Source organism: Pseudovibrio sp. WM33, assembly GCF_001623165.1.
Taxonomy (GTDB): Bacteria; Pseudomonadota; Alphaproteobacteria; order Rhizobiales; family Stappiaceae; genus Pseudovibrio.
Map to the genome: position 1 here is coordinate 26,429 of NZ_LMCK01000024.1, position 23,612 is coordinate 50,040.

14 protein-coding genes and 2 pseudogenes are annotated in these 23,612 nt (G+C 51.4%); 10 read left to right on the forward strand and 6 right to left on the reverse strand.

All coding sequences use genetic code 11. From position 1 onward, the window contains the following. Window positions 1–121: 121 nt before the first annotated feature. Window positions 122–883: a class I SAM-dependent methyltransferase gene (locus tag PsWM33_RS06475; protein WP_063299614.1), complete on the forward strand. Its 762-nt coding sequence runs from the start codon at window positions 122–124 to the stop codon at window positions 881–883. Here PsWM33_RS06475 and PsWM33_RS06480 read toward each other — a convergent pair. Further along, window positions 876–4,046, reverse strand: a complete 3,171-nt coding sequence (locus PsWM33_RS06480; protein ID WP_063299615.1) for an AsmA-like C-terminal domain-containing protein — start codon at window positions 4,044–4,046, stop codon at window positions 876–878. The genes PsWM33_RS06475 and PsWM33_RS06480 overlap by 8 nt on opposite strands. Window positions 4,047–4,342: 296 nt before the next feature. Between PsWM33_RS06480 and bcp the strand changes: the two genes are divergently transcribed. From bcp to PsWM33_RS06495, 3 genes and pseudogenes are all read left to right on the forward strand, one after another. Continuing rightward, the gene (bcp, locus tag PsWM33_RS06485) at window positions 4,343–4,840 is read left to right on the forward strand and encodes a thioredoxin-dependent thiol peroxidase (protein ID WP_063297440.1); all 498 of its coding nucleotides are present in this window, start codon (window positions 4,343–4,345) and stop codon (window positions 4,838–4,840) included. A gap of 3 nt (window positions 4,841–4,843) precedes the next feature. Next, window positions 4,844–5,759 (forward strand): annotated as a pseudogene (locus tag PsWM33_RS06490) (ferritin-like domain-containing protein). A 154-nt stretch (window positions 5,760–5,913) separates the two neighbouring features. Continuing rightward, the gene (locus PsWM33_RS06495; protein WP_063299616.1) at window positions 5,914–7,134 is read left to right on the forward strand and encodes a M23 family metallopeptidase; all 1,221 of its coding nucleotides are present in this window, start codon (window positions 5,914–5,916) and stop codon (window positions 7,132–7,134) included. 72 nt (window positions 7,135–7,206) lie between these two features. Here PsWM33_RS06495 and prfB read toward each other — a convergent pair. From prfB to PsWM33_RS06515, 3 genes are all read right to left on the reverse strand, one after another. After that, window positions 7,207–8,338, reverse strand: a protein-coding gene (gene prfB, locus PsWM33_RS06500; RefSeq protein ID WP_153039802.1) for a peptide chain release factor 2 whose coding sequence is annotated in 2 segments (ribosomal slippage) — window positions 7,207–8,268 and window positions 8,270–8,338 — 1,131 coding nt in all. Because the reading frame shifts where the segments join, the coding sequence is not laid out codon by codon here. Between the two features lie 149 nt (window positions 8,339–8,487). Further along, on the reverse strand, window positions 8,488–10,938 hold the full coding sequence (locus PsWM33_RS06505) for a penicillin-binding protein 1A (protein ID WP_063299617.1): 2,451 nt from the start codon (window positions 10,936–10,938) through the stop codon (window positions 8,488–8,490). A gap of 269 nt (window positions 10,939–11,207) precedes the next feature. Next, window positions 11,208–12,461 (reverse strand): N-acetylmuramoyl-L-alanine amidase, encoded by a 1,254-nt coding sequence (locus tag PsWM33_RS06515; protein WP_063299619.1) that lies wholly within the window; start codon window positions 12,459–12,461, stop codon window positions 11,208–11,210. A gap of 803 nt (window positions 12,462–13,264) precedes the next feature. Here PsWM33_RS06515 and PsWM33_RS06525 point away from each other — a divergent pair. Then, entirely contained in the window at window positions 13,265–16,288 is a 3,024-nt protein-coding gene (locus PsWM33_RS06525; RefSeq protein ID WP_063299620.1) for a ribonuclease E/G, read from the forward strand. Window positions 16,289–16,343: 55 nt separating this feature from the next. Here the strand turns inward: PsWM33_RS06525 and PsWM33_RS06530 are convergent, their stop codons facing one another. Then, entirely contained in the window at window positions 16,344–17,486 is a 1,143-nt protein-coding gene (locus tag PsWM33_RS06530; RefSeq protein ID WP_063289053.1) for a pyridoxal phosphate-dependent aminotransferase, read from the reverse strand. Between the two features lie 185 nt (window positions 17,487–17,671). Here PsWM33_RS06530 and PsWM33_RS06535 point away from each other — a divergent pair, with 185 nt between their 5' ends. The 5 genes from PsWM33_RS06535 (at window position 17,672) to aat (ending at window position 23,013) form a co-directional block, all read left to right on the forward strand. Further along, window positions 17,672–19,114 carry a M48 family metalloprotease gene (locus PsWM33_RS06535; RefSeq protein ID WP_063299621.1) on the forward strand — a complete coding sequence of 481 codons (1,443 nt, stop codon included), beginning with the start codon at window positions 17,672–17,674 and terminating at the stop codon, window positions 19,112–19,114. Between the two features lie 51 nt (window positions 19,115–19,165). Further along, window positions 19,166–19,909: a DsbA family protein gene (locus tag PsWM33_RS06540; RefSeq protein ID WP_063299622.1), complete on the forward strand. Its 744-nt coding sequence runs from the start codon at window positions 19,166–19,168 to the stop codon at window positions 19,907–19,909. A 524-nt stretch (window positions 19,910–20,433) separates the two neighbouring features. Continuing rightward, complete coding sequence (gene accB, locus PsWM33_RS06545) at window positions 20,434–20,910, forward strand: acetyl-CoA carboxylase biotin carboxyl carrier protein (protein ID WP_063299623.1); 477 nt, start codon at window positions 20,434–20,436, stop codon at window positions 20,908–20,910. Window positions 20,911–20,924: 14 nt separating this feature from the next. Further along, window positions 20,925–22,292, forward strand: a complete 1,368-nt coding sequence (gene accC, locus PsWM33_RS06550) for an acetyl-CoA carboxylase biotin carboxylase subunit (protein WP_063289054.1) — start codon at window positions 20,925–20,927, stop codon at window positions 22,290–22,292. Window positions 22,293–22,323: 31 nt separating this feature from the next. Next, window positions 22,324–23,013 (forward strand): leucyl/phenylalanyl-tRNA--protein transferase, encoded by a 690-nt coding sequence (gene aat, locus PsWM33_RS06555; RefSeq protein ID WP_063299624.1) that lies wholly within the window; start codon window positions 22,324–22,326, stop codon window positions 23,011–23,013. A gap of 133 nt (window positions 23,014–23,146) precedes the next feature. Here aat and PsWM33_RS06560 read toward each other — a convergent pair. Next, window positions 23,147–23,572 (reverse strand): annotated as a pseudogene (locus PsWM33_RS06560) (DUF2155 domain-containing protein); the annotation flags it as partial. Between the last annotated feature and the right edge of the window lie 40 nt (window positions 23,573–23,612).

Here is a 23,612-nt window from a genome sequence, read left to right on the forward strand (position 1 = left end):
GCACCCGGCTTTTTCTTTACCTGCAAAACACTGCAAGTTTATGCAATTACAGCCAGTCAGCTGCACCTTGAACTAGGCCTGATAACCTAAACTGCTTCTCTCGTATTCAGGAGCAGCCCCCATGGCGATGCAGGATTGGAACGCACAACAATACTTGAAGCACGCAGCCTATGTCGCAGACTTTGGGCAGGATGCACTTGAACTGCTGGCTGTGCAACCCGGAGAAAGCATTTTGGATCTGGGATGCGGTGAAGGCACGCTGGCCCAGGAAATCCAAAGCCGAGGGGCAATCGTAACCGGCGTCGACACAGCAGGAGACATGCTCCTGCAGGCGAATGAGAAAGGCATCAAGACCTGCCTCATACCTGCTGAAAATCTCAATTTTAACAAGGAGTTCAACGCAGTTTTCTCCAACGCAGCCCTTCATTGGATGCAGGACTACAAGGGCGTCATCCGCGGTATTGTGAAAGCTCTTAAGCCGGGAGGTCGGTTTGTTGGTGAAATGGGATGCGACCGGAACTGCCGCATCATCCGATCTGCAATGGAGAACGTGTTCGCCGAAAACCCTACTTTCGGCCCCTACAAGAGCCCCTGGATTTTCCCACCTCCCGAAACGTATATGCGCGCGCTGAAAGAAGCGGGCTTCTCAGTTACCTACCATACAGAAATCGAACGCAGGACACCGCTGGAAACAGGAATGAAGGGATGGCTGCAACTCTTTACCAACAGCCTCACAGAGCAGCTGAGCGAGACCCATAAGAAGCGATTTTACAAAGAAACAATCAAGCATCTCAAACCGCTGCTTTATTCGAGAACCAGAGGTTGGGAAGCAGACTACGTTTGCATGCGCTTTGCAGCCTACCTCCCTGTTACCTCTACTTAAATTCAAAGATACGGCGGAACACACCCGGCGCAATTGCAGAGATCGGGTTGACCTGGAACTTAGGCTTCTCAAAAGTACCATCCAGCTTATAGGTCACGCCAAACAGCCCTTCATCAGAAGAGCCTCCACCCAGAATGAGACCAATCACCGGCAGTTTCGCAAACAGGTTGTTCAAGGCATAGGCAGGAACAAACGTGCCAGCCATATCCAGCTGACGGCTCTTCAGATTGGCATTCCCGCTAAAGGTCCCGCCAATAATAGCACCGCTCAACGTTCCCTTAGAAACATTCAGAATATCTCCACTGCGCGAAAACTGCATGCGCATCTTTTGGAAAGACGCCTCACCAGAATTCACTGCAGCAGAATACACCTCACTGTTCCGCGTTCCGCGAATTTCCTTCGGCTCGATCCCTTTCAGCGCTTTAATCGCAGGGTCTTCCGTGATGGAGAAATCATTTACAGTCAGCTGACCAGCCCAGTTGGTATCAGTTGGCATCTGGATATCCAGACGTCCGTTACCACCCCGCATACGAGGGAACAGGTCCATAAACCGTAAGAACTCACCAGCATTATTCAGCTTGCCTTTTGCAAAGCGATGCTTCCCCTCGCCGCCCACGGTGAAATTGAATTGACCACGGCTTGAAGTTGCGCCCGAAACCGCAAGGTTCACAGCGCTCTCTCCACGGAAGAGCCCATCAACACGCACGTTTTGAGCCTGTACACCTCTGAAACCGATCAGGCGCCGGAATGTCAGGTCAACCGCAATCACATCTCTTTTGCGCTTTGTCGAAGCACCTGCCTTATCTGCCCCAAACGAATCCAACAGGGCACGGCCATCAAAGCGATCCGCATTCATAACAACCTGATACCCACCACCACGGCGTGGACGAACAGTCATCTTAGCTTTGTCATTGGGGCGCAGATTGAACGCGGAGAAGTCGGCAAGCGCCAGCTTTCCATTGCCGTCAATCTTCAGATTGCCGCGAACTTCAACACCCTCAGACAGGAATGAGAAGTTATGGAGCGTCCTGGCATTACCATTTTTTGTCACACGAAACCTTGCGGTTGCACGTACACCGGACGCCTTGCTCCAGCCAACCTCACGAACGTTGATGGCAGCTTTTGAGAGGTCCAATTCAAACACCTGCGCGCCGCCACTGTCTTCATAACTGACTTTCACAGAGCCTTTGACATAACCCTGAAGATCAACGCCGTAGTCTGTCAGATCTTTGGCATTGGCAACAAACGTCACGCCCTGACGGTCTTCAGCGCCACTACCATCGCGGCTGGTGCTCAAATCAATCTCAGAGTGGAAGCCATTCAGCTTCCCCTTGCCTGAAATCTGGGTTTGCTTTGTATCCGCTTGAACGGTCAGATTTGCATTTTCAATGGTCTGCCCTGAGATTTTCGCTTTACTAGTAAAATCTTTCAGATCCAGATTAGCCCGCCACTCAACATCTTTAACCTTGAGATTCTTGATGAGCGGGAACGAGGCTTCCACGCGGACTTCCCCCATGCCAGAAAGGTCCGCAGGCACGACACTAAAGCCCTCCAGCGCATTTATGGGTTCTGCATCAGCAAGCACACCCAAATCGTCAGCACGCCCCGTCAGCAACACAGACAACTCAGCAGGCAGCGCGCCTGGTACTGCGATATTCTTGATCGCAAACTGAACCTCTGGCACCTTAACGATGTTCCCGTCTTGCATACGGAAATGACCATTACTGCCGGAGATCGTGAAATCTTCGTTCTCGATCTTGCCAGCCCCGGTAAGGTCTCGCACCACTGGCAGAGTCTTGAGCGCTTTGACTGAGCCATCAATCACATCAAATGTTGCTGTAAGGCCATCTCCCTGCCACGCAGGCGTACTCCGGTCGCCATCAAAGGCTTCTGGCCCAAGCGCCAGATCCAAGGCAATATTATCAACCCGGCCTGGGCCGAGGTGATCAATCAACCAGTTTCGGGTTTTCGGTGCCGTGACCGTCGGCCAAACCTGCAACACTTCGCCAAAGCTCAGGCTCGGGCTGAAAACAGATAGCGCAAGAGACGGCCCCGGTTTCCCGTAGTAGAACGACCCCGCAACATTGATGTCAGCATCAAGCCCAACAGCACGGGCTCGCTCAATAGAAATCAGGGAGTTTGTCGGATCAAACGTTCCCGATGCATAAGCATCAGGAAACAGCAGCGGCGGCGATTTTACATCAGCAGGCGCCAAAACAATCTCCCGGGAACCAAGCGAATAATTCCACTCAGCACCTTCAGTTACAGGTGGCTGCACAACGCCACCAAACACAACGCGTGTGTTTTTACGGCGCAGATAAGATCGCCCGATAATAATATCGGGATTATCGCGCTGCAAATTGAGATCCAGGAATGCTTCGTCAATGGTGATAGAATTATCTGGAGCAGTACGGATGAAGATTGGAGAGGTACGAACATTCATATCCGCGCCAACAAACTCACCGGTCGCCCATAGTTCAGCATTCGCTTCAACAAACAGACGCGTATTCGCCAGCTTGTCATCACGAGCAAAACTGTGCGTTGGCAACAAATCTCGCAGCGAGGCATCACGCAGATTGACGGAAATGTTTCTCGCACCAGTTTCAGGTGTAACAGTGCGCTTCAGATCCCATGACCAGTCCCCTTCACGGCCTACGATCTTGGCGTTTACTGCAAAGGAGAGATCATCCAGCAGCACGGCATTTGCATCAATACCATCAGCTACAAACTCTTCACCCTGCGCATTGATTACCAGTCGGCCGTACTCAATAGCAACTTTCTCAAGGTGCCAGCGTTTGAGCTCCTCAACAGCAATCACACTAAACTTGTCGATCGCCACCACGCGGTTTTGCACCCGCGGCAAAGGTTCTGATCCACTCGCTAGCTTGATCGTTGCAGAAGGCCGTGCCAGCGCGACACTGGTGATTTCCAGATCACCGGTCAGCAGCCCAGACAGATTGATGCCGATTTCGGCCCGTGGAAGTAACACAGTCGCAGCAGTGCGACCTTTGACGCGAATAAGGGAGTCTTCCAGGAGAATACGGCTGCCATTTTCACCAAACAGATCAAACTGCGCACTACCAACGGTGACATTCAGCGCTTTGCTCTCAAACTGTTTGATTGCCCAATCCACGAGGTAGGGAACAGAAAACGGGCCACTCATCACCCGGTATCCGCTAAAACCAAACGCTAAAAATAGAAAAACGCAAACAACACCCCATATTACGCGTCGCTTAAAACGACGTGTAACAGGAGAGCTCTCAAGCTCTGCTGTATTCCCAACATCAACAGCCAGAATCTTATTCCCTGTTTTAGTGGTACGTTCGATTTTGACCGAATCGTAACCTGCGATAGCATCGCGTGATCACAGGTGCTCTGCAAGATTAATTGCTTATCTACACCATACTCAAAAAAACGGCGTCCCAAGAGACCAAATGGCACCCCAGGAGCAAATAAAGAATGCCTGATACGAAAGATGCGACACCTTCCTTACCGCAGGAAGGCATGCTGGCACCGGATTTTACCTTAGCCACAGATTCGCAAGGACAATTCACCCTATCAGAACAAACTGGCCAGTCGGTCGTCGTTTATTTTTATCCAAAAGATGACACACCAGGCTGCACAAAAGAAGCAATTGCCTTTACCGAAAATGCGGCTGAGTTTGAAAAACACAATGCTGTTATCATCGGCATTTCGCCCGATACACCACTAAAGCATGACAAGTTTAAGGCGAAACACGGACTTAACGTCACACTTGGGGCAGATATCGAGAAAGAAGTTTGTGAGGCCTACGGGGTCTGGGTGGAAAAAAACATGTACGGAAAGAAGTACATGGGCGTTGAACGCTCCACATTTCTCGTTGATAAAACCGGCAAGATTGCCAAGATTTGGCGTAAGGTCCGCGTTCCCGGCCACGTCGAAAATGTCTTGGAAGAATTACAAGGTCTGAGCCAGTAAAGAATGCCAAAACTTCCAGGCAAGAATGATGCGGATGCGTTTGCAGGGCAAGCGCATCTATCCCTCCCTGAAAACACCAGCGTAAAGTCCCTCAAGGACGGCGCACGCCAAATCCTCCTCAAGGACGGCGCACGCCAAATCCTAGAGACACCTGATTTGGACCTAAAAGTCGCGCTTGCGTATTACGTTGCAAATCAATGGTTCAAAGGTGCCCTGTCCATTTCCTGCGGCACCGGCGAAAGGCCCATGCAGGATCGTCCCGGTCGTCCGGCCAAGCCTGAACTTCTCCCACCACGAGATATGCCTAAACGCGCTGTTGGAGGGAAAAACGGCAAGGTCGCCCTGCTCCATTCTCTGGCACACATCGAGCTCAATGCCATCGATCTCACCTGGGACCTGATCGGCCGCTTCACCCATGTACCCATGCCACGTTCCTACTATGACGACTTTGTCCGCGTTGGTTTGGAAGAGGCAAAGCATTTCACACTCATCCAAGAACGCCTTGCAAAACTTGGGCACGCCTATGGCGATCTGCCAGCCCATGACGGTCTCTGGCAAGCAGCCCAGTCAACCGGCAAAGACCTAATAGCACGTCTAGCGATTATTCCGCTCGTGCTCGAAGCCAGAGGCCTCGACATCACCCCATCCATGATAGAGAAGGCCAACGCAACCGGTGATGAAGACACTGCCAGCGTCCTACATGTGATCTACCACGATGAAAAAGGGCATGTTGCCTATGGAGCAAAATGGTTCCGCTTCATGTGTGACAGGCATCGTGTACGTCCTGAGCCACGTTTTCAACAGCTCGTAAAACAGCATTTTTAAAGGACCGCTGAAGCCTCCGTTTAATGACAGGGCAAGATCAGAAGCAGGCCTCACTCCGGGCTTCTATCGTCCGCTCATCAAATTGACCCAATGATACACTGCACTTAGACTTTATTAACCATAACTAACTTTAATTGAATTTAACAAATCATTTCCAGTAGGCAAACTGAGCAAGTGGTCATCCGATGAAGCTTTCCAGGTGCAGTGAGTTTTCTAACAATTACAACCAATTGAAATTGGATGGCCCAATGTGGCTTTCGCGCATCACATCTGAGCTGCGCGTAATTCCTCCCATGGCCTATTGGGTTTCCGGTCTTGCGGCAACGGCGGTCGTCTCCGCAGTATTGGCAAGCAGCTTTCAACAGTCTCTCAGCGAGATGCGACTTAATTCAACATTATCCAGAGAATTGGCGCTCCGTGAAAACTATGAAAGTGAAATTCGAGACCTTAAATTTCAGCTCGGTGAGATGCGTGGACGGTTGGATCAGGATACATCCGGTCTGAGTGCCCCTGCCCGCAAACAGCAAGCGCAACTGTTACGACAGTTTCAGGAAATCGAAGCGCTGGTGACATTGGCGGAACAATCAAACCTCGTCCTCTCCGCCATCCCGCCTTCTCCAAAGCGCAAACCGCAACAAAGAGAAGTCAGTGTTGCACACTCCAACAAACTATCTTTTGCGCCACAACAAAACGATGCTCCGCTCGATATTCTGAAAACACTGTCAGGCAAGCAATCCACCGCGCCACAGCCAGCTGCCCCTCACAAAGACTTCTACGCAAAGCAAGCGCAAGGGCAACTCTTGCTCACTGCTTACACACAAGCGGCAATGGACGACATTAAACGTGCAAACACGCTGCTTAAGAAAGCCGGCGTTGCACAGCCTGTCTTTGTTACCCCAAGTTCATCTGCTGGCGGCATCTATCAGCACGTTGGGTCTGCTGATTTAGACAGCAGCATGATTGCTGCACGCCGGATCATTGAACAACGCATTGAATTGAATATCAAAGTGGATGCCTTGCCCTTTGGCCGCCCGCTCTCCAGCTTCAACATCTCCAGTGCGTACGGAGCCCGAACAGACCCGTTCCTTGGCAAACCCGCAATCCACACTGGTCTGGATTTCAAAGCACCTCGCGGAACCTCAGTCAAAGCAACCGGCACCGGCATTGTCTCACTCTCACGGTACAACGGCGGCTACGGCCTTTCCGTGGAAATCGTACACGACAACGGCCTAGTAACCCGCTACGCCCACATGCACAAGCTACTCGTTAGCGAAGGCCAGCGCATCAACATGGACGATATTATAGGTACTGTCGGCAATACGGGCCGCTCAACAGGCCCCCACCTCCACTACGAGGTGCGCCTCAACGGCAAGCCAGTCAACCCAATGCGCTTCATCCGCAATGGCGACAGACTAGCAGCGATTTTCAAGCCCAAAAAACAAACCAAAGTCGCGTTCAACCTTCCATAAAACCATTTGGAAAACAAAAAAACCCCAGAACTGAGTTCCAGGGCTTTCTAATTCATTTCAACAGATTCAGACTTAATCCAGATCTTCAACCGCAGCAGGCGCGTTGCCGAATGCGCGGTGCGCCAGCGTTGCTTCCATGAACTTATCCAGATCGCCATCCAAAACGTCAGAAGGCGCAGTGCATTCCACGCCTGTACGCAGATCCTTCACGAGCTGATATGGCTGCAGAACATATGAGCGGATCTGATGTCCCCAACCAATATCAGTTTTGGACGCAGCATCCTTACTCGCCTGCTCTTCACGGCGCTGAAGTTCAGCTTCATAAAGACGCGCGCGAAGCATATCCCACGCAGTTGCGCGGTTTTTATGCTGTGAACGCTCACTCTGACACTGAACCACAATACCCGTCGGATTGTGCGTAATGCGAACAGCAGAGTCAGTCGTGTTCACGTGCTGGCCACCTGCGCCAGAGGCGCGATAGGTATCGATGCGGCAATCGCTTTCGTTGATCTCGATATTGATACTGTCATCAATAACCGGATAAACCCAGACGGACGCAAAGGACGTATGACGACGCGCGTTGGAGTCATATGGCGAGATGCGAACAAGACGGTGAACACCAGCTTCGGTCTTCATCCAGCCGTATGCGTTCTCACCTTTAACAAGCAAAGTTGCAGACTTGATGCCAGCTTCTTCGCCGTCATTGTATTCCATCAGCTCGACCTTATAGCCGTGCTGCTCACCCCAACGACGATACATACGCAAAAGCATGCTGGCCCAGTCCTGACTTTCAGTACCGCCCGCACCGGAATTGATCTCGATATACGTATCATTTCCATCGGCTTCACCGGAGAGCAAAGACTGCAGCTGCAGCTTATTGACCTGTTCCAGCATAGCTTTCAAAGCAGCCTCAGCCTCATCAACAACGGACTGATCATCTTCCATCTCGCCCATCTCAATCAGTTCCTGATTGTCAACGAGATCCTGCTCAAGCTTGCGAACACCGCCAATGCTGTCATCCAGCTGCTGACGTTCACGCATCAGTTTTTGCGCATTCGTCGGGTCATTCCAAAGGTTTGGATCTTCAGAAAGCGCATTGAGTTCATCTAGACGGACAAGTGCAGTGTCCCAGTCAAAGATGCCTCCTCAGCAGGCTTATGGCCTGCTTGATTTCGTCGACGATGGCCTCCATTTCGGCGCGCATCGGATACCTCACTTTTTTGAAAAACAACTGTGCAGTCAATAACACTGCGTCGGGTGCGAACATAATCGCAGCAAACGATTTCCGCAATCAGCCAGACCACAGAAACTGTGGGCTGGTCATGCAGTTAGCAAGACCAGCCCATGAAGTTTTTAGTAAAGTCCACCTGTGCCGGACATAACGGCACGCCCGGCTTCCGGAGACAGATCCTGACGGATACCAATCTCATCCTGGAAGCCAATGACAGAGTAACTGTCTGGTGGCGATGTACCCGGTTTGAAGGATTCCAGAATTGTACCCGGAGCCCCGGCACCAGCCCGCAGACCAGTACGGCGGTTGATAGACACCAGACGCAATCCGTTTGGAACACGGAACTCCAATGGAGGCGCATCCTTCAGAGCGTCCTTCATGAAGGCCGTGAAGATTGGCGCAGCAACCTGACCACCAGTTGCACCGCGGCCCATTTTGCGAGGCGTGTCGTATCCAACGAACACACCCACAGTCAGTTCTGGCGTAAAGCCAACGAACCATGCATCACGCTCATCATTGGTGGTACCAGTTTTACCAGCAACAGGACGGCCAACAGCTTTAACACTTGTCGCCGTACCGCGCTTGACCACACCTTCCATCATGGAAGTGATCTGGTAGGCGGTCATAGGATCAAGCACCTGCTCACGAGTATCAATCAGCTCAGGTTCTCCCTGATTGTTCCAATACTCTTCGGAGCAGTCTGTGCAAACAAGCTGATCGTTCTGATAGATAGTCTCACCATAACGGTTCTGGATACGGTCAATCAGAGTAGGCTGCACTCGGCGCCCGCCATTGGCCATCATGGAATAAGCCGCTGTCATGCGCATCACGGTGGTTTCACCCGCACCAAGAGACATGGAGAGCACCGGCATCATATTGTCGTCAATGCCAAAACTGCGCGCATATTCAGCAACCAGATCCATGCCCATATCCTGAGCAAGACGAACAGTCATCACGTTACGGGACAGTTCAATACCCGTACGCAGAGTAGATGGCCCATAGAACTTGCCACCATAGTTTTGTGGCTTCCATGGCGCCTGACCCGGCCCCTGCTCAATTTCAACAGGCGCATCGAGCACCACTGAAGACGGCGTATAACCATTATCAAGCGCAGCTGCATAAACGAACGGCTTGAACACAGAGCCCGGCTGACGCCAAGCCTGCGTCGCGCGGTTAAACTGGCTTTCGGCGTAGCTAAAACCACCAACCAGCGCGACAACGCGGCCAGTATTCGGATCCATGGCAACAATGGCACCCGAAACCTCTGGCACCTGCTGCAGTACGTATTTGCCACTCGCCTGACGCTGAACGTAAATCACATCGCCCGGGCTTAACACTTCCTGCACATTGCGAGGTGCACGCCCGTTGATGCGAGCCCATTTCATATCACTCAGGGAGAGATCTGCACGGACACGCTCAGTAGAAAGTTTCCGGTTTGCCATGCGCTTTGGACGAAGACCTACTACGGCTTTCTGATTACTCACAGACAGAACCACCGCACTCGTCCACTCAGGAACATCGTTCAGCGTCTGAACTTTGGCAAGCGCCGCGCCCCAGTCGCTGGAGGTGATTTCAATCGTGCTGATCGGACCGCGCCACTTGCCACGCTTATGGTCAAAGTCAACCAGGCCGTCACGCAGTGCCTTACGCGCCTTCAGCTGCATTTCAGGATCAAGGGAAGTACGAACGGACAGACCGTCCTCATAAAGTTTCTCTTCACCGTACTGACCGGCCAACTGGCGTCGCACAGCCTCAGAGAAATACTCAGAGCCTTTCACGAGGTTACCGGTTGGACGCAGCTTAACATCAAGAGGCTTGGCCTTAGCTTCAATACCTTCCTGAACAGTCACGTAACCATTCTCAACCATACGGTCGATGACCCAGTTCCGGCGCTCAATCGCACGGTCCCGGTAGCGGTATGGGTGATAGTTGGACGGACCTTTTGGAACAGCAGCGAGATACGCAATCTCTTCAAGCTCAAGCTCGTGAACAGATTTATCAAAAAGGATTAGGGAAGCAGCGCCAACACCGTAAGCGCCGACACCGAGATAAATCTCATTCAGATAAAGCTCAAGGATCTCTTCTTTCGTAAACGCTTGCTCGATACGCAGAGCAAGAAGCGCTTCTTTGATCTTGCGCTCATACTTCTGCTCACCAGTCAAAAGGAAGTTCTTTGCAACCTGCTGAGTAATCGTGGACGCTCCAACAAGGCGGCGCCCAGATCCACTGTTACGAACGTTGGTGATCACCGCACGGCCAATGCCCCACGGGTCGATCCCGATGTGTTCATAAAAATTCTTATCTTCAGCAGACAAGAAAGCTTGCTTCACACGGTCCGGAATAGCCTGAATCGGAATAAACAAACGCCGTTCACGCGCGAACTCATACATAAGATGCCCATCAGCAGCATGCACACGTGTCATGACTGGCGGTTCATAATCTTTCAGCGCGGTGTAGTCCGGTAGATCCTTGGTTATGTCATTGAGATAAATCCACAATCCGGCAGCTGCAATCAGCCCCAGAACAACTGAAATCCCAAAGAGATATCCAATGAACTTTAAAAATAATCTCATATTCGGGCTCGTTTGCTTTCCCGCTAAGAATGTTCGTGTCGTGAAGCCAGCATTCCAGAGGCAGTTTCAAACGCCGTTCCTGATGCATTTCCCGTTAAGGGTCAAGAGGTCTCTTCCTGAAATGAATGCAGCAGAATCGAATCCAGACTTCACTGTTACAGTTTGGCACCCAATCGCTTTTCATTATGTCAAAGCTGAGGCAGGAACTTAGCCTTTATCCCACTACAGCCGCGACATATACGCACCCGAAAAACAACCACACCAAACGGCTATTGCTGCGCAATTCTAGCCCGAAAGAAACCGTTCGTCGCTTGAACAATCGCATCCGACACGCGTTCCCGCCACTCATCAGAACCTAACATTTTCTCATCCAGATTATTGGAAAGAAATCCAAGTTCAATCAAAACAGACGGAACATCGTGGCTTTTCAGCACTTGGAACCCCGCAGAACGAAGAGGATTTTTAATAACTGTTGTGGCGCTTTTAAGTTCTTCAACCACCAACCGTGCAAAATGGATCGAAAAATTCTTGGTTTCACGGCGGGTGAGCTCGACCAAAATATCTGTAACCTCTTCAGGTTCATCAGAAAAATCGACCCCGCCAATCACATCCGAATAGTTCTCACGGCGCGCCAGCGCAGCCGCCATTCGGTCAGACGCTCGCTCTGAGAGCGTGTAGATTGAGGCTCCACGCGTCGTCTCTGCCCCATTTGTGATCGAATCCGCATGAATGGAAATGAACAGATCAGCCCCTTTCCCACGCGCCAGCTTGGTCCGGTTTCCCAAAGAGATGAATTTGTCATCATCACGGGTTAGATGGACCTGATAGTAGCCAAGTTTATCCAGTTTCTCTTTCAAAAACCGACCGAAATTCAGAACGATCGCCTTTTCAAGCGTACCATTACTGCCAACTGCGCCAGAATCAACACCGCCGTGCCCCGGATCGATAATGATCACAGGCAGCTCATTTTCAACCGATGTAGCTGGCTCTTGAGTTTCTTGCTTTGGAACAGATGCCGTCGCCCCTACAGGCTGCGCATGTGAAGTGGCCTGACCAACCGCAGCTTCAAACTCATCAGGAGAAGATTCGGTCAGATCAATAACCAGCCGTGTTGGTTGATCTTGTACGCCGGGCAACAAAAAGGTTTTATCCAGAGCAACTGGAGAGTTGAGATCCAGTACTACTCTGGAACGCCCTTTGGAGATGGAGCCATACCGCCAGGACCGAACCAGTCCCCGCCCTTTTGGCACGAAATCTCTTGGAAACTGGAAGGTGACAGACGGCAGGTCAATCACCAACCGATAAGGGTGAGACAAGAATGAAAGGTTATATCCAACCTCACCATCCATATCCAGAATGAAGCGCGTCCGTGCCAGATCTCCGGCAACACGTGCATCAGAAACGACCGAAACCGCATTTTGCGCCGATACAGCATTACTCATGGCAACTGTTGCAATGAGAGAAAACGCGACACAATAAAAGCTGAGAGCACAGAACCTGAATGCATGACTGATGCGGCTCACCTTTTCACTCCCCTATAGAAACACTGGCAATTTAGTTTAAATCAAGTTGAACGATTAAAACACGATTAAGCGAAAGTCACCCCGCCAAACCTATCATTAAGCATTGATTAACAACTGCAGCTTTCGTAGCAAGACATCGCCAGATCGATTTTCCCAAGCTTGCCAAGCGTCTCGAGGGATCGTAAAAGGTTTACTAGGACTTCGATTTGGAATTGTTCCGTAAAGTTGTGAGCCATATTTTTTGAAGCTGATATCCTGAGATTTTCGCAGTTTTCAAACTGATCGAAATGTTTCAAAAAGCCCATATGAGCCATTTGTGCCGTTTCCGGTTTGTTGATGAGGATACGGTATAAACCAACTGGAAGAGCAGTCTGCTCGAGAGCCAAGACAGAGTTTTGCCGTGACATTTTCGGTCATGGCGGGTTGTGAACAGATTTTCTGTCGCTTTGGATAAGTGCTTTATCCCCGAATTTTCGGAGAGATACGGCAGCTAGGCGCAGGAACAGACGTTTACAGATTGGAAGCCTGAAGAAGCGCTTCCATTTCAAGCATACCGCCTTATGGCGGTCAAAAGAGATCATTAAGGGCGAACGGTTTGTCAAAGCTACGCGCAAATACAAATGAACATGAGTTAAGAAGCAGTGCGCCGACGTGTCAGTCGGTCCCTTCTTGCCGTGGTCATGCGCGCCGCCGTCTCTCCTTTTCTACTAGCAACTTACATAACAAGTTGACCGACCTGACGATGTACAAATCTCAGCGCCACTCGCGCCGTCTTCAGTGTTTGGTCCTAAGGAACTCACTTCATGGCAAACAAGATGCTGATAGATGCGACCCACCCGGAGGAGACCCGGGTTACGGTCGTGCGCGGGAATCGGGTTGAGGAATTTGACTTTGAAGCCGCAAACAGAAAGCAGCTTCGCGGAAATATCTACCTAGCTAAAGTCACACGAGTAGAGCCATCACTTCAGGCCGCTTTTGTTGAATATGGTGGCAACAGACACGGGTTCCTCGCCTTCAGCGAAATCCATCCGGATTATTATCAGCTCCCGAAAGAAGATCGGGAGGCCCTTGAAGCTCAGCTTGCAGCCGAAGCAGCTGCAAACCAGCGTGAACGTGCCCGCAGAGAAAAAGAAGAAGCAAAGCGTGAAGCCGAAATTCAGAAGGTTGCTGCAGCGAAAGCCGCAGAAGCCTCTGAAGATGTTGTTGCTGAGCTGATCGAAGCTGAAACCAGTGCTCTGGAAGCAGAACACGAGGCCGAAGCTCTTGCCAGCATGGATGCTCCTTTCCAGGATGACAGCATCGAGGATATCGAGGCGGAAGCTGCGGAAGAAGACGAAGCTGGCAATTCTACAGCGCAAAAAGCAAGCGCTCGTGATGCAACGGCTGCCAAGCCTTCTTCAAAAGAGCCTGTAGCTGAGACTGATACTGCTGAAGACACAGAAGCTTCCGACAAAGCCGCATCAGAAGACGCGACTGAGGAAACTGCAGAAGAGACATCTGAAGCTGAAGAGCAGGATGATAACGAAGAGGAAGCGGAAGAAGAAGTTACCGCACGCCCTCGCCGTCTGCGCGACAACTATAAGATTCAAGAAGTCATCAAACGCCGCCAGCTGCTGCTGGTACAGGTCGTGAAGGAAGAGCGCGGAAATAAAGGCGCTGCTCTGACAACATACTTGTCCCTCGCTGGCCGTTACTCTGTTCTGATGCCAAACACCGACCGTGGCGGCGGGATTTCCCGCAAGATCACGAAGCCAACAGACCGCAAGCGCCTGAAGCAGGTTGCTGGTGATCTGGATGTGCCGAACGGCATGGGCGTTATCCTGCGTACAGCAGGCGCCAGCAGAACCAAAGCAGAAATCAAGCGTGACTTTGAATACCTCCTGCGTCTTTGGGAAAATGTCCGCGAACTGACCCTTGATTCAGCAGCCCCTACCCTCGTTTACGAGGAAGGCAGCCTGATCAAGCGCTCTATTCGCGACCTGTACAACAAAGACATTGATCAGGTTATGGTCTCTGGCGAAGAAGGCTACCGTGAAGCGAAAGACTTCATGCGCATGCTGATGCCAAGCCATTCCAAGAATGTTCAGCCTTATCGCGATGCAACGCCAATCTTCACCCGTTTCGGTGTAGAAGCCCAGCTCGACGCAATGTTCTCACCGCAGGTGACGCTGAAGTCCGGTGGCTACATTGTCATCAACCAGACAGAAGCGCTTGTTGCGATTGATGTGAACTCTGGGAAAGCAACCCGCGAACAGAACATTGAAGACACAGCTCAGGCAACCAACCTGGAAGCCGCAGAAGAAATTGCACGTCAACTTCGCCTGCGCGACCTCGCCGGTCTTGTGGTTATTGATTTCATTGATATGGAAGAGAACCGCAACAACCGCGCAGTTGAACGTCGCCTGAAAGAATGTCTGAAGTCTGACCGCGCCCGCATTCAGGTTGGCCGCATCTCACATTTCGGCTTGCTCGAAATGTCACGTCAGCGCATCCGCACCGGCGTACTCGAAAGCTCATCAGTTGTTTGCCCACACTGCCATGGTTCTGGCATCGTGCGCTCAGTAGAATCTGTTGCTCTGCACATCCTCCGCTCCCTGGAAGATCAGCTGCTGCGTGGCTCTACTCACAACTTGAATCTGAGCACGCCAAATGAAGTGGCGATGTACATTCTCAACCAGAAGCGCCATCACTTGATGGATCTGGAACGTCGTTTCGGTCTGGAAATCTCTATTCTCGGAGACGACACCGTCACCGAACAGCACTTCACTTTGGAGCGTGGCGAGCTTGCAACACCAAGCGAGCGTACGCAGCCTCTGCCAGCTACAGTTCAGCCGGACACCATCTTCCCCGTTGAGGAGGAAGAAGAAGAAGAAGAAATTGTTGAAGAGACTATAGAGGAAGAGAAGCAAGAAGCAGCTGATGAGGACGGCAATGATCGTCGTCGTCGCCGTCGTCGCCGTCGTCGTCGCACTGGCAACGAGAAAGACGAAGCTGAGCAGCAGGAAACAACATCTGCGAGCGCTGAAGAGTCGTCTACTGAAGAGGACACATCCTCTGAAGAAAAGTCAGCTGACGCGGACTCTGCTGAGCTAACAGACGAAGAAGAAGATCGCCGCCGCAAGCGTCGCCGTGGTCGCCGTGGTGGCCGCCGCTCTCGTCGCAGAAGCGCATCTGATGAAAACGGCGAGAACGGTGAAAGCTCCGACGAAGCAGAAGGCTCAAAAGAAAGCTCTGCGGACAGCGTTGAAGAGATCATCGCAGAAGCAAAATCTGAGACCGCAGATGAGGCAGTAGCTGTAGAAGACACTGCTACTCCTGCAGAGCCGGTAACAGAGGCTGTAGCTGAAGAAGAGCCGAAGAAAGAAACTCGCAAGCCTCGCCGTCGTCGCAGAGTAAAACCTGCACCTGAGGAAACAGCTGAAAAGGAAGCTTCTACAGAAGCAACCGAAGCCCCTGCCCCACAGGCAGAAGAAACTTCAGACGTCGCGGTGAAAGAAGCTCCGGCAGAAGTGGCAGTACAAGCAGAGCAACCTGCAGAAGCTCCGGCAGAACCAGTAAGCAAGTCTGCAGAACCAGTTGCTGAGCAGCCTAAAGAAGAAAAGCCTGCGGAAGTCGCTAAGGTTGAAGTGAAGGAAGAAGCTCCGGCTGTCGAGGCCCCTAAAGCTGCAGAAGCAGAAGTTGAGGCCGAAGCACCAGCGAAACCGAAAGCGCCAACCAAACCGGTTGTGACATCGCATAAGGTTGTTGAAGGGGAAACTGTTGCCGTTGAAGGCGATGATGACTCGCCGCGCCGCACAGGTTGGTGGCAACGCCGCTCTTTCTTCTAAGAAGAAACAAGTTCAAAAAAAGCCCGCTCTACTGAGCGGGCTTTTTTATTGCCTGTTACTTGAGCCAGTCTTCCAACCGCTCCACCGCAAGCTTGATATCGGACTCCTTCCCCGCAAAGGAAAAGCGCATGTATTGATTCCCGCGCGTCAGATCGAAATCCACACCGGGCGTCGCTGCAATGTGTGTCTCTGCCAACATCTTCTGACAGAACTCCATGGAATCGTTGGTGAGCTTTGAAACACCGGCATACACATAGAACGCACCATCAACCGGCAGCACATCAAAACCAAGCTGAGGAAGATGATCAAGCAGCACCTGCCTGTTGGCAGCATATCCTGCCTTGATCTTCTCATAATCCTCCGTCGCATCAAAAGCAGCGGCTGCAGTCACCTGCGCCAGCTCTGGAGGCGAAATGTAAAGGCTCTGCGCAATCCGCTCAATCGGACGCACAAGCACCTCAGGCAACACCATCCAGCCAATACGCCAACCTGTCATGCAATAGTATTTGGAAAAGCTATTGACGATGATCGCCTTGTCCGTAAAGCGGAGCGCCGTCTCCTCCTCCATATCATAGGCAAGCCCATGGTAAATCTCATCGGAGATGAACCACAGATCCATCGCTTCACAAGCCTCAACCAATGCCTTGAGAGCATCAGGAGACATCATGGTCCCGGTCGGATTCGCCGGACTGGCCACAAGCACGCCCTTTAGCGGCTTCTCCTTATGCACAGCCTCAAGAATCTCAGGGGTAAGCGACCAGCGCGTTTCCGGGCCGACCTCAATCTCCACACACTCCAGCCCTAACACCTCAATAATATTGCGGTAGGCCGGATAGCCTGGAGATGTAATTGCAATGCGGTCCCCTCTGTCAAACCCGGCAAGAAACGCAAGGTTAAAACCGGCAGAAGAACCCGTAGTTGCGAAAATGCGAGATTCTGGAACCTCTAATCCGAAGGTTTGCTTATAGTAGCGAGCAATGCTCTTCTTCAGCAACGGAATGCCTTGCGCTTCCGTGTATCCCAATCGGCCAGAAGACAGGTGGTCATGCGCAACCTTCAAAACCGAGTCAGGAACAGGCGCTCCCGGCTGCCCCACTTCCATGTGCAGCACATGTTCTCCGCTTTGCTCAAGGCGGTTGGCAGCATTCAGCACTTCCATAGCTTGAAAAGGCAGGACTTCACTACGTTTTGATCCCATTAATACTGACAAATGCATTCCCTCTTATTTCTTCTTCTCAGAGCCTGTGCTTTAATTTTTCGGGCTACCTAGCAATTTTGCCTAATAACTGCCTATCTTGGGTGGTTAAGGCTTATTTGAAAGTCTATGTAGTACTTTAAGTGCGAACCGCTCTGCGCCTGCCAAGCCAATTAAGGGGACTTGACGTGCAATTTAAGAACAATGCATTGAAACGTGTGATTGAACCAGTCAAATCACAAGCAACAAAGTTTGCGCGCAAAATTCTTATAACAGCAACCGCACTTTCACTGGTTGTACCTAATGTGGCAATCACCACAGCTCAAGCTCAACAAAAGAAGGGGCTCCCCCTCGTTCGCGATGCAGAAACTGAAGATTTGCTGCGCGAATATGCCAAACCGATCTTCCGGGCAGCTGGACTTCCTGCCAATCAGGTTGAGATCATTTTGGTCAACGACAAGAGCTTTAACGCCTTTGTTCCAGACAGCCGAAGGATGTTTATCAACCTCGGCGTCATCATGGATGCCAAAACGCCAAGCGAAGTGATCGGCGTAATCGCACACGAGACCGGCCATATTGCAGGCAACCATCTGGTTCGCATGCGCCAGGCAGCTTCAAACGCACAGATTATGTCAGTTATCGGCATGATCCTGGGTGCAGGTGCGATGGCAGCAGGTGCAACCACGGGCAACAGTTCTATAGCCCGCGGTGGTGCAGCAGCAGTCTCCGGTGGCGGAGCGCTCGCCCAACGAAATTTCTTGTCCTATCGCAGATCTGAAGAATCATCAGCTGACCAGGCAGCCCTGCGCTACCTCGATCGCGTCGGCGTTTCTGCCAAGGGCATGCTCACAACATTTGAACGCATGGCGGATCAGGCTCTGTTCTCAGCGCAGTATGTAGATCCATACGCGCTCAGTCACCCCATGCCTCGCGCGCGTTTCAACGCCCTTCAAAACAGGGCTCAAAAGGCGAAGCACTTTAACAAGAAAGACCCTGAGCGCCTTCAGCTGAAGCATGACATGGTCAAAGCTAAACTATTGGCATTCACCAGTCACAGAAATTCAGTTTATCGCGCCTATCCGGAAAGAGATAAAAGCCTCCCAGCGCAATATGCTCGTGCCATTGCAAGCATGAGGTCCGACAAAGCATCAAAAGCCGTCAGAAAAATTGACGCCCTGATCTCAAAAGCGCCGGAATATCCGTATTTTTATGAAATCAAAGGACAGGCTCTGCTCGAAGGCGGCAAGCCGAAAGCCGCAATTGCGCCATTCCGTAAGGCGCTGGCGCTTTATCCTGGCAATCCGCATTTTGAAATCTGGTTGGGCTTCGCGATGGTCGCATCCGACGACAAGCGGTACCTGAAAGAGGCAAAGAGCATTTTGACCAGAGCTCTGCGAAAAGACAGATATTCCATGAACGGCTATGCACAACTTGCAATCGCAAATGCCCGTCTTGGCGATATCGCTGGTGCAGATCTGGCAACCGCTCAAAGCCATATGACCCGCGGCGATGTTCGCAGCGCACAACGCTATGCAAAGCGCGCTCAGAAAAAATTGAAAGTCGGCTCACCCGCCTGGCAACAAGCTGACGATATACTGTCAGTCAAAGCGCCTCAGCTCAGACGCCGCTAACAAATCAGACTGATAAAAATCAAGCACCCGAACAGGGTTACAGGAGACGTCATGAAGAAACTCATTCGCCGAGCTGCGATCACATGTGCTGCAACACTCGCCCTGCTGCCAGCAACTTTTTCTGCACAAGCAGAATCGGTGAACCGCGCTGAAGTCGAAACAATCATCAAGGAATACCTTGTCGCAAATCCGGAAATCGTGCTGGAAGCGCTTCAGGAACTTGATAAGCGCCGCCTCGCAGAAGAAGAAAGTGCACGCAAAGGCGCTATCTCCAGCCTCTCTGATGAGATCTACAACAGTGACTACCAGATTGTCCTCGGCAACCCGGATGGCGACGTCACACTCGTAGAACTGTTCGATTACAACTGCGGTTACTGTAAGCGCGCACTGTCTGACCTTGTTCGCCTCGTTGATGAAGACAAGAACCTCCGCGTTGTCTTGAAAGAGTTCCCAGTTCTGGGCAAAGCCTCTCAGGAAGCCGCACGCGTTGCGATCGCAGTTGCTGAAGTTGCACCTGATAAATACGAGGATTTCCACCTCGCACTTCTGGGTCAGCCTGGCCGCGCAAACCTCGCCAGCAGCCTGAAAGTTGCAAAGGACCTAGGGATCTCTGATGCAGATCTGGAAAAATCAATGAAGTCCAGCCGCGCCGCTGAAACCTTCCAGGAAGTATTCACTATTGCTGAACAGCTCGGCATCACCGGAACCCCTTCCTACATTTTGGGTGAAGAAGTGATTGTTGGAGCCGTCGGCTACGACACTTTGAAGGAAAAAATTGCAGCTGAACGCGAGTAGATTGGTCCCAATCGCGCATATCAACGCATTTTCGCAGCTTTATCCTTAAGAACTCAACTCAGAGCGGACAAAGGTCTTTTCCTTGGTCCGCTCTGACCATATAAGAGGGCCAGTTATGTTTATTTGCCTGGCTACGCTTTACCAATACGTCAAGTAAACCTAGCGTATTACACAGAGTTTTTGAGAACAGATTGGTTGCGTAGGCGCAACTACATTTGTGTACTTCTGAGTAAATCAAAGCGTTATGTGCCTTTCTGCGCTAATAAACATGATATTGCCTTATGCTCAGCCTAGGCACTCCGGATGCATACTTTTTAAAAGACAGCATCTCGCAAATAGAGAATTAATGGCTATCTTAGCAGTTAATAACCAACTGCTTGCGTAGTTCATTCAGTCAGAAAATCCATAGTTTGCTCTGAGCAAATGGGTTTTCACAGATTATTAAAGGCCATCCTTGCTGCACAGTCGCTTTGGGGGCCAAACCGAAGGCTCCTGGCATTAGTCAGGGCATTTCGAACTGGACGATGAAAACGATGACGAAAGAAACTAAGTTTGATCAGGAAATGATCCGCCAGCTTGCAAATGTGCTGGACGAAACCAACCTGACCGAAATCGAAGTTGAACAAAAAGATCTCCGCGTTCGTGTCGCTCGTCAGCTGACAGTGGGTGCAGTGGCACCAGTAGCAGCACCTGCTCCTGTCGCTGCGCCGGCACCAGCAGCGGCCGCACCTGTAGAGATTGCAGTTTCTGCAGACGCAGCCAACCATCCGGGCGCTGTAACTTCTCCAATGGTTGGCACAGCATATCTTGCACCAGAGCCAGGTGCGTCAGTCTTTATTGAAGTAGGTAAGCCCATCAAGAAGGGCGAAACTATTCTGATCATTGAAGCTATGAAGACCATGAATCAGATCCCTTCACCAAAGTCAGGCACTGTGACTGCAATTCTGGTTGAAGATGGTCAGCCAGTTGAATTCGGCGAACCACTTATCATCATCGAATAACAGGCGAAGTCTCTATGTTCTCAAAGATCCTCATCGCAAACCGCGGCGAGATCGCACTCCGCATCCTTCGGGCATGTAAAGAGCTTGGCATTCGCACTGTAGCGGTCCACTCTACTGCCGACGAAGACGCAATGCATGTGCGCCTTGCTGACGAAAGTGTTTGCATTGGTCCGCCGGTAGCGCGCGACAGCTACCTCAATATCCCGCAGATTCTGGCAGCCTGTGAAATCACTGGCGCCGACGCTGTGCATCCCGGTTATGGTTTCCTGTCCGAGAATGCACGCTTTGCGGAAATTCTTGAGGCACACGGCATCACCTTTATCGGCCCTACCTCAGAGCATATCCGTGTGATGGGCGATAAGATTCAGGCAAAAACCACGGCAAAAGAACTGGGCATTCCAGTTGTGCCGGGTTCTGACGGTGGCATCACTCCTGAAGACGACGTCCATGCAATCGCTAAGGAAATCGGTTATCCGGTTCTCGTAAAAGCGGCGGCAGGCGGCGGTGGCCGCGGCATGAAAGTTGCCCTGACGGCTGAAGATCTGGATACTGCGATCTCAACCGCACGATCCGAATCCAAAGCAGCCTTTGGCGATGATGCTCTGTACATGGAAAAGTACCTCGGCAAACCACGCCACATTGAGGTGCAGGTTCTGGGTGACGGTCAGGGCAACGCGATCCACCTCGGTGAGCGCGACTGTTCTTTGCAGCGCCGCCACCAGAAGGTATTCGAAGAGTGCCCATCCCCTGCGCTCAATGAAGAGCAACGGATGGAAATCGGCGAAGTTTGTGCAGACGCTATGCGTAAGCTCAAGTATCGCGGTGCGGGCACAATCGAATTCCTCTATGAAAACGGTGAGTTCTACTTCATTGAAATGAACACCCGTTTGCAGGTGGAACATCCTGTAACCGAGATGGTAACTGGCATTGATCTTGTGATCGAACAGATCCGCATCGCTGGTGGTTCTACTCTGTCAATCAATCAGGAAGAAGTTCGCTTCTCTGGTCATGCGATTGAGTGCCGTATCAATGCAGAGCATCCTCTGACCTTCGCACCATCTCCGGGCACAATCACCTATTACCACCCACCAGGTGGCTTGGGTGTGCGCGTAGATTCAGGCGTTTATCAGGGCTACAAAATTCCTCCGCATTATGACAGCCTGATCGGTAAGCTGATCGTTCATGGCCGGACCCGTGTGGAATGTATGATGCGCCTGCGTCGTGCTCTGAGCGAGTTTGTGGTTGATGGCATCAACACAACTGTTCCGCTCTTCACAGAGCTTCTGGATAATCAGGATATCGCCAACGGCGCCTATGATATCCATTGGCTTGAGAAGTTCCTGGAAGCGCACATCGCAGCACAGAACTCCGAAGAAAACTGAGGAGATTTAGGGAGGTCAAAAGCAGGCCAGCATGGAATTTAAGATTACCCCACAAATTCTGCTTAAAGCATACGCTTGTGGCATCTTTCCAATGGCTGAGACTGCTGACTCTCCTGATCTTTTCTGGATTGATCCCGAGCGGCGAGGTATCTTGCCGCTCGATTCATTTCACATCCCCAAACGGCTCGCCAGAACCGTCCGCTCCGACAAGTTTGTCGTTCAAGCCTCCCGTGATTTCAACGCAGTAATCTCTCACTGCGCGACAACCACGTCAGAACGTAAAGAGACATGGATCAACACTGAGATCCGCAAGCTCTACACTGCGCTTTTTGCCATGGGGTATTGCCACACAATCGAAGTCTATAACGCCGCTGACGAGCTCGTTGGCGGCCTTTACGGTGTATCACTGGGCGGTGCCTTCTTTGGGGAGAGCATGTTCTCACTGGAGCGGGACGCCTCCAAGGTTGCCCTTGTGCATCTGTATGGCCGTCTGCTCTATGGAGGCTACAGGTTACTGGACGCTCAGTTCGTAACAGAACATCTGGAACAGTTCGGGGCGACAGAAGTTCCCAAAGAGCAGTATGGCAAGCTGCTGGAAAATGCGCTGATGGTACTCGGAGATTTTCACGCACTACCGCAGGAGAGCTCTGGCAAATTAGTGCTGCAGATCATCGAGGATATGCGCCCTGCTCCACCTAAAAACAAAAACGGCCTCATCTGAGAGGCCGCATCATTTACCGCAGTGTTGCAACAACCTTCGGTCGTGGCACCGGAATTTCCCCTGAAGAAACAAAGTCCTTACCAGCAAGATCATCCTCTTCGGAGACAAGATCAACAGCTGGACCAGCGTATCCTTCTGGTGGCGGCACAGAAGTCGTTTTCTTACAGTTGATCAGCCAGATGTCATAGACACTGTGCTCAACGGCATGAACACCAGGGTTACTTGCGAACATCCAGCCACTGAAAATCCGGCGAACTTTACTGTCAAGCGTAAGCTCATCAACTTCAATAAACGCAGTGGTTTGAGAGGCTTCTGTCCGAGGCCGGGAATTACAAACGCGCGGCGTTACCTGAAGCGCACCAAACTGAACTGTCTCATCAATATAGACATCAAACGTGGTAATGCGGCCGGTGATCTTATCCAGCCCTTTGAACACTGCAACCGGGTTTTTAATTGGTGTCTGAGCTTGTGCAGGCAATGCAAATGCTACCCCACCGATCAACGCAGCAAGTGCGCAGGATGCAGCGCGCCCAAGATATTTACGCATTGTAAAACCCATAAAACTTTCCAGCAGCTAGTGATTCAAACGCCCGAGCTGT

Bases quoted from the DNA above. Each gene is read 5' to 3' on its own strand.
- PsWM33_RS06475 (WP_063299614.1), top strand. From the start codon at position 122: ATGGCGATGCAGGATTGGAACGCACAACAATACTTGAAGCACGCAGCC.
- PsWM33_RS06480 (WP_063299615.1), bottom strand. From the start codon at position 4,046: ATGAGTGGCCCGTTTTCTGTTCCCTACCTCGTGGATTGGGCAATCAAA.
- bcp (WP_063297440.1), top strand. From the start codon at position 4,343: ATGCCTGATACGAAAGATGCGACACCTTCCTTACCGCAGGAAGGCATG.
- PsWM33_RS06495 (WP_063299616.1), top strand. From the start codon at position 5,914: ATGTGGCTTTCGCGCATCACATCTGAGCTGCGCGTAATTCCTCCCATG.
- PsWM33_RS06505 (WP_063299617.1), bottom strand. From the start codon at position 10,938: ATGAGATTATTTTTAAAGTTCATTGGATATCTCTTTGGGATTTCAGTT.
- PsWM33_RS06525 (WP_063299620.1), top strand. From the start codon at position 13,265: ATGGCAAACAAGATGCTGATAGATGCGACCCACCCGGAGGAGACCCGG.
- PsWM33_RS06530 (WP_063289053.1), bottom strand. From the start codon at position 17,486: ATGGGATCAAAACGTAGTGAAGTCCTGCCTTTTCAAGCTATGGAAGTG.
- PsWM33_RS06540 (WP_063299622.1), top strand. From the start codon at position 19,166: ATGAAGAAACTCATTCGCCGAGCTGCGATCACATGTGCTGCAACACTC.
- accB (WP_063299623.1), top strand. From the start codon at position 20,434: ATGAAAACGATGACGAAAGAAACTAAGTTTGATCAGGAAATGATCCGC.
- accC (WP_063289054.1), top strand. From the start codon at position 20,925: ATGTTCTCAAAGATCCTCATCGCAAACCGCGGCGAGATCGCACTCCGC.
- aat (WP_063299624.1), top strand. From the start codon at position 22,324: ATGGAATTTAAGATTACCCCACAAATTCTGCTTAAAGCATACGCTTGT.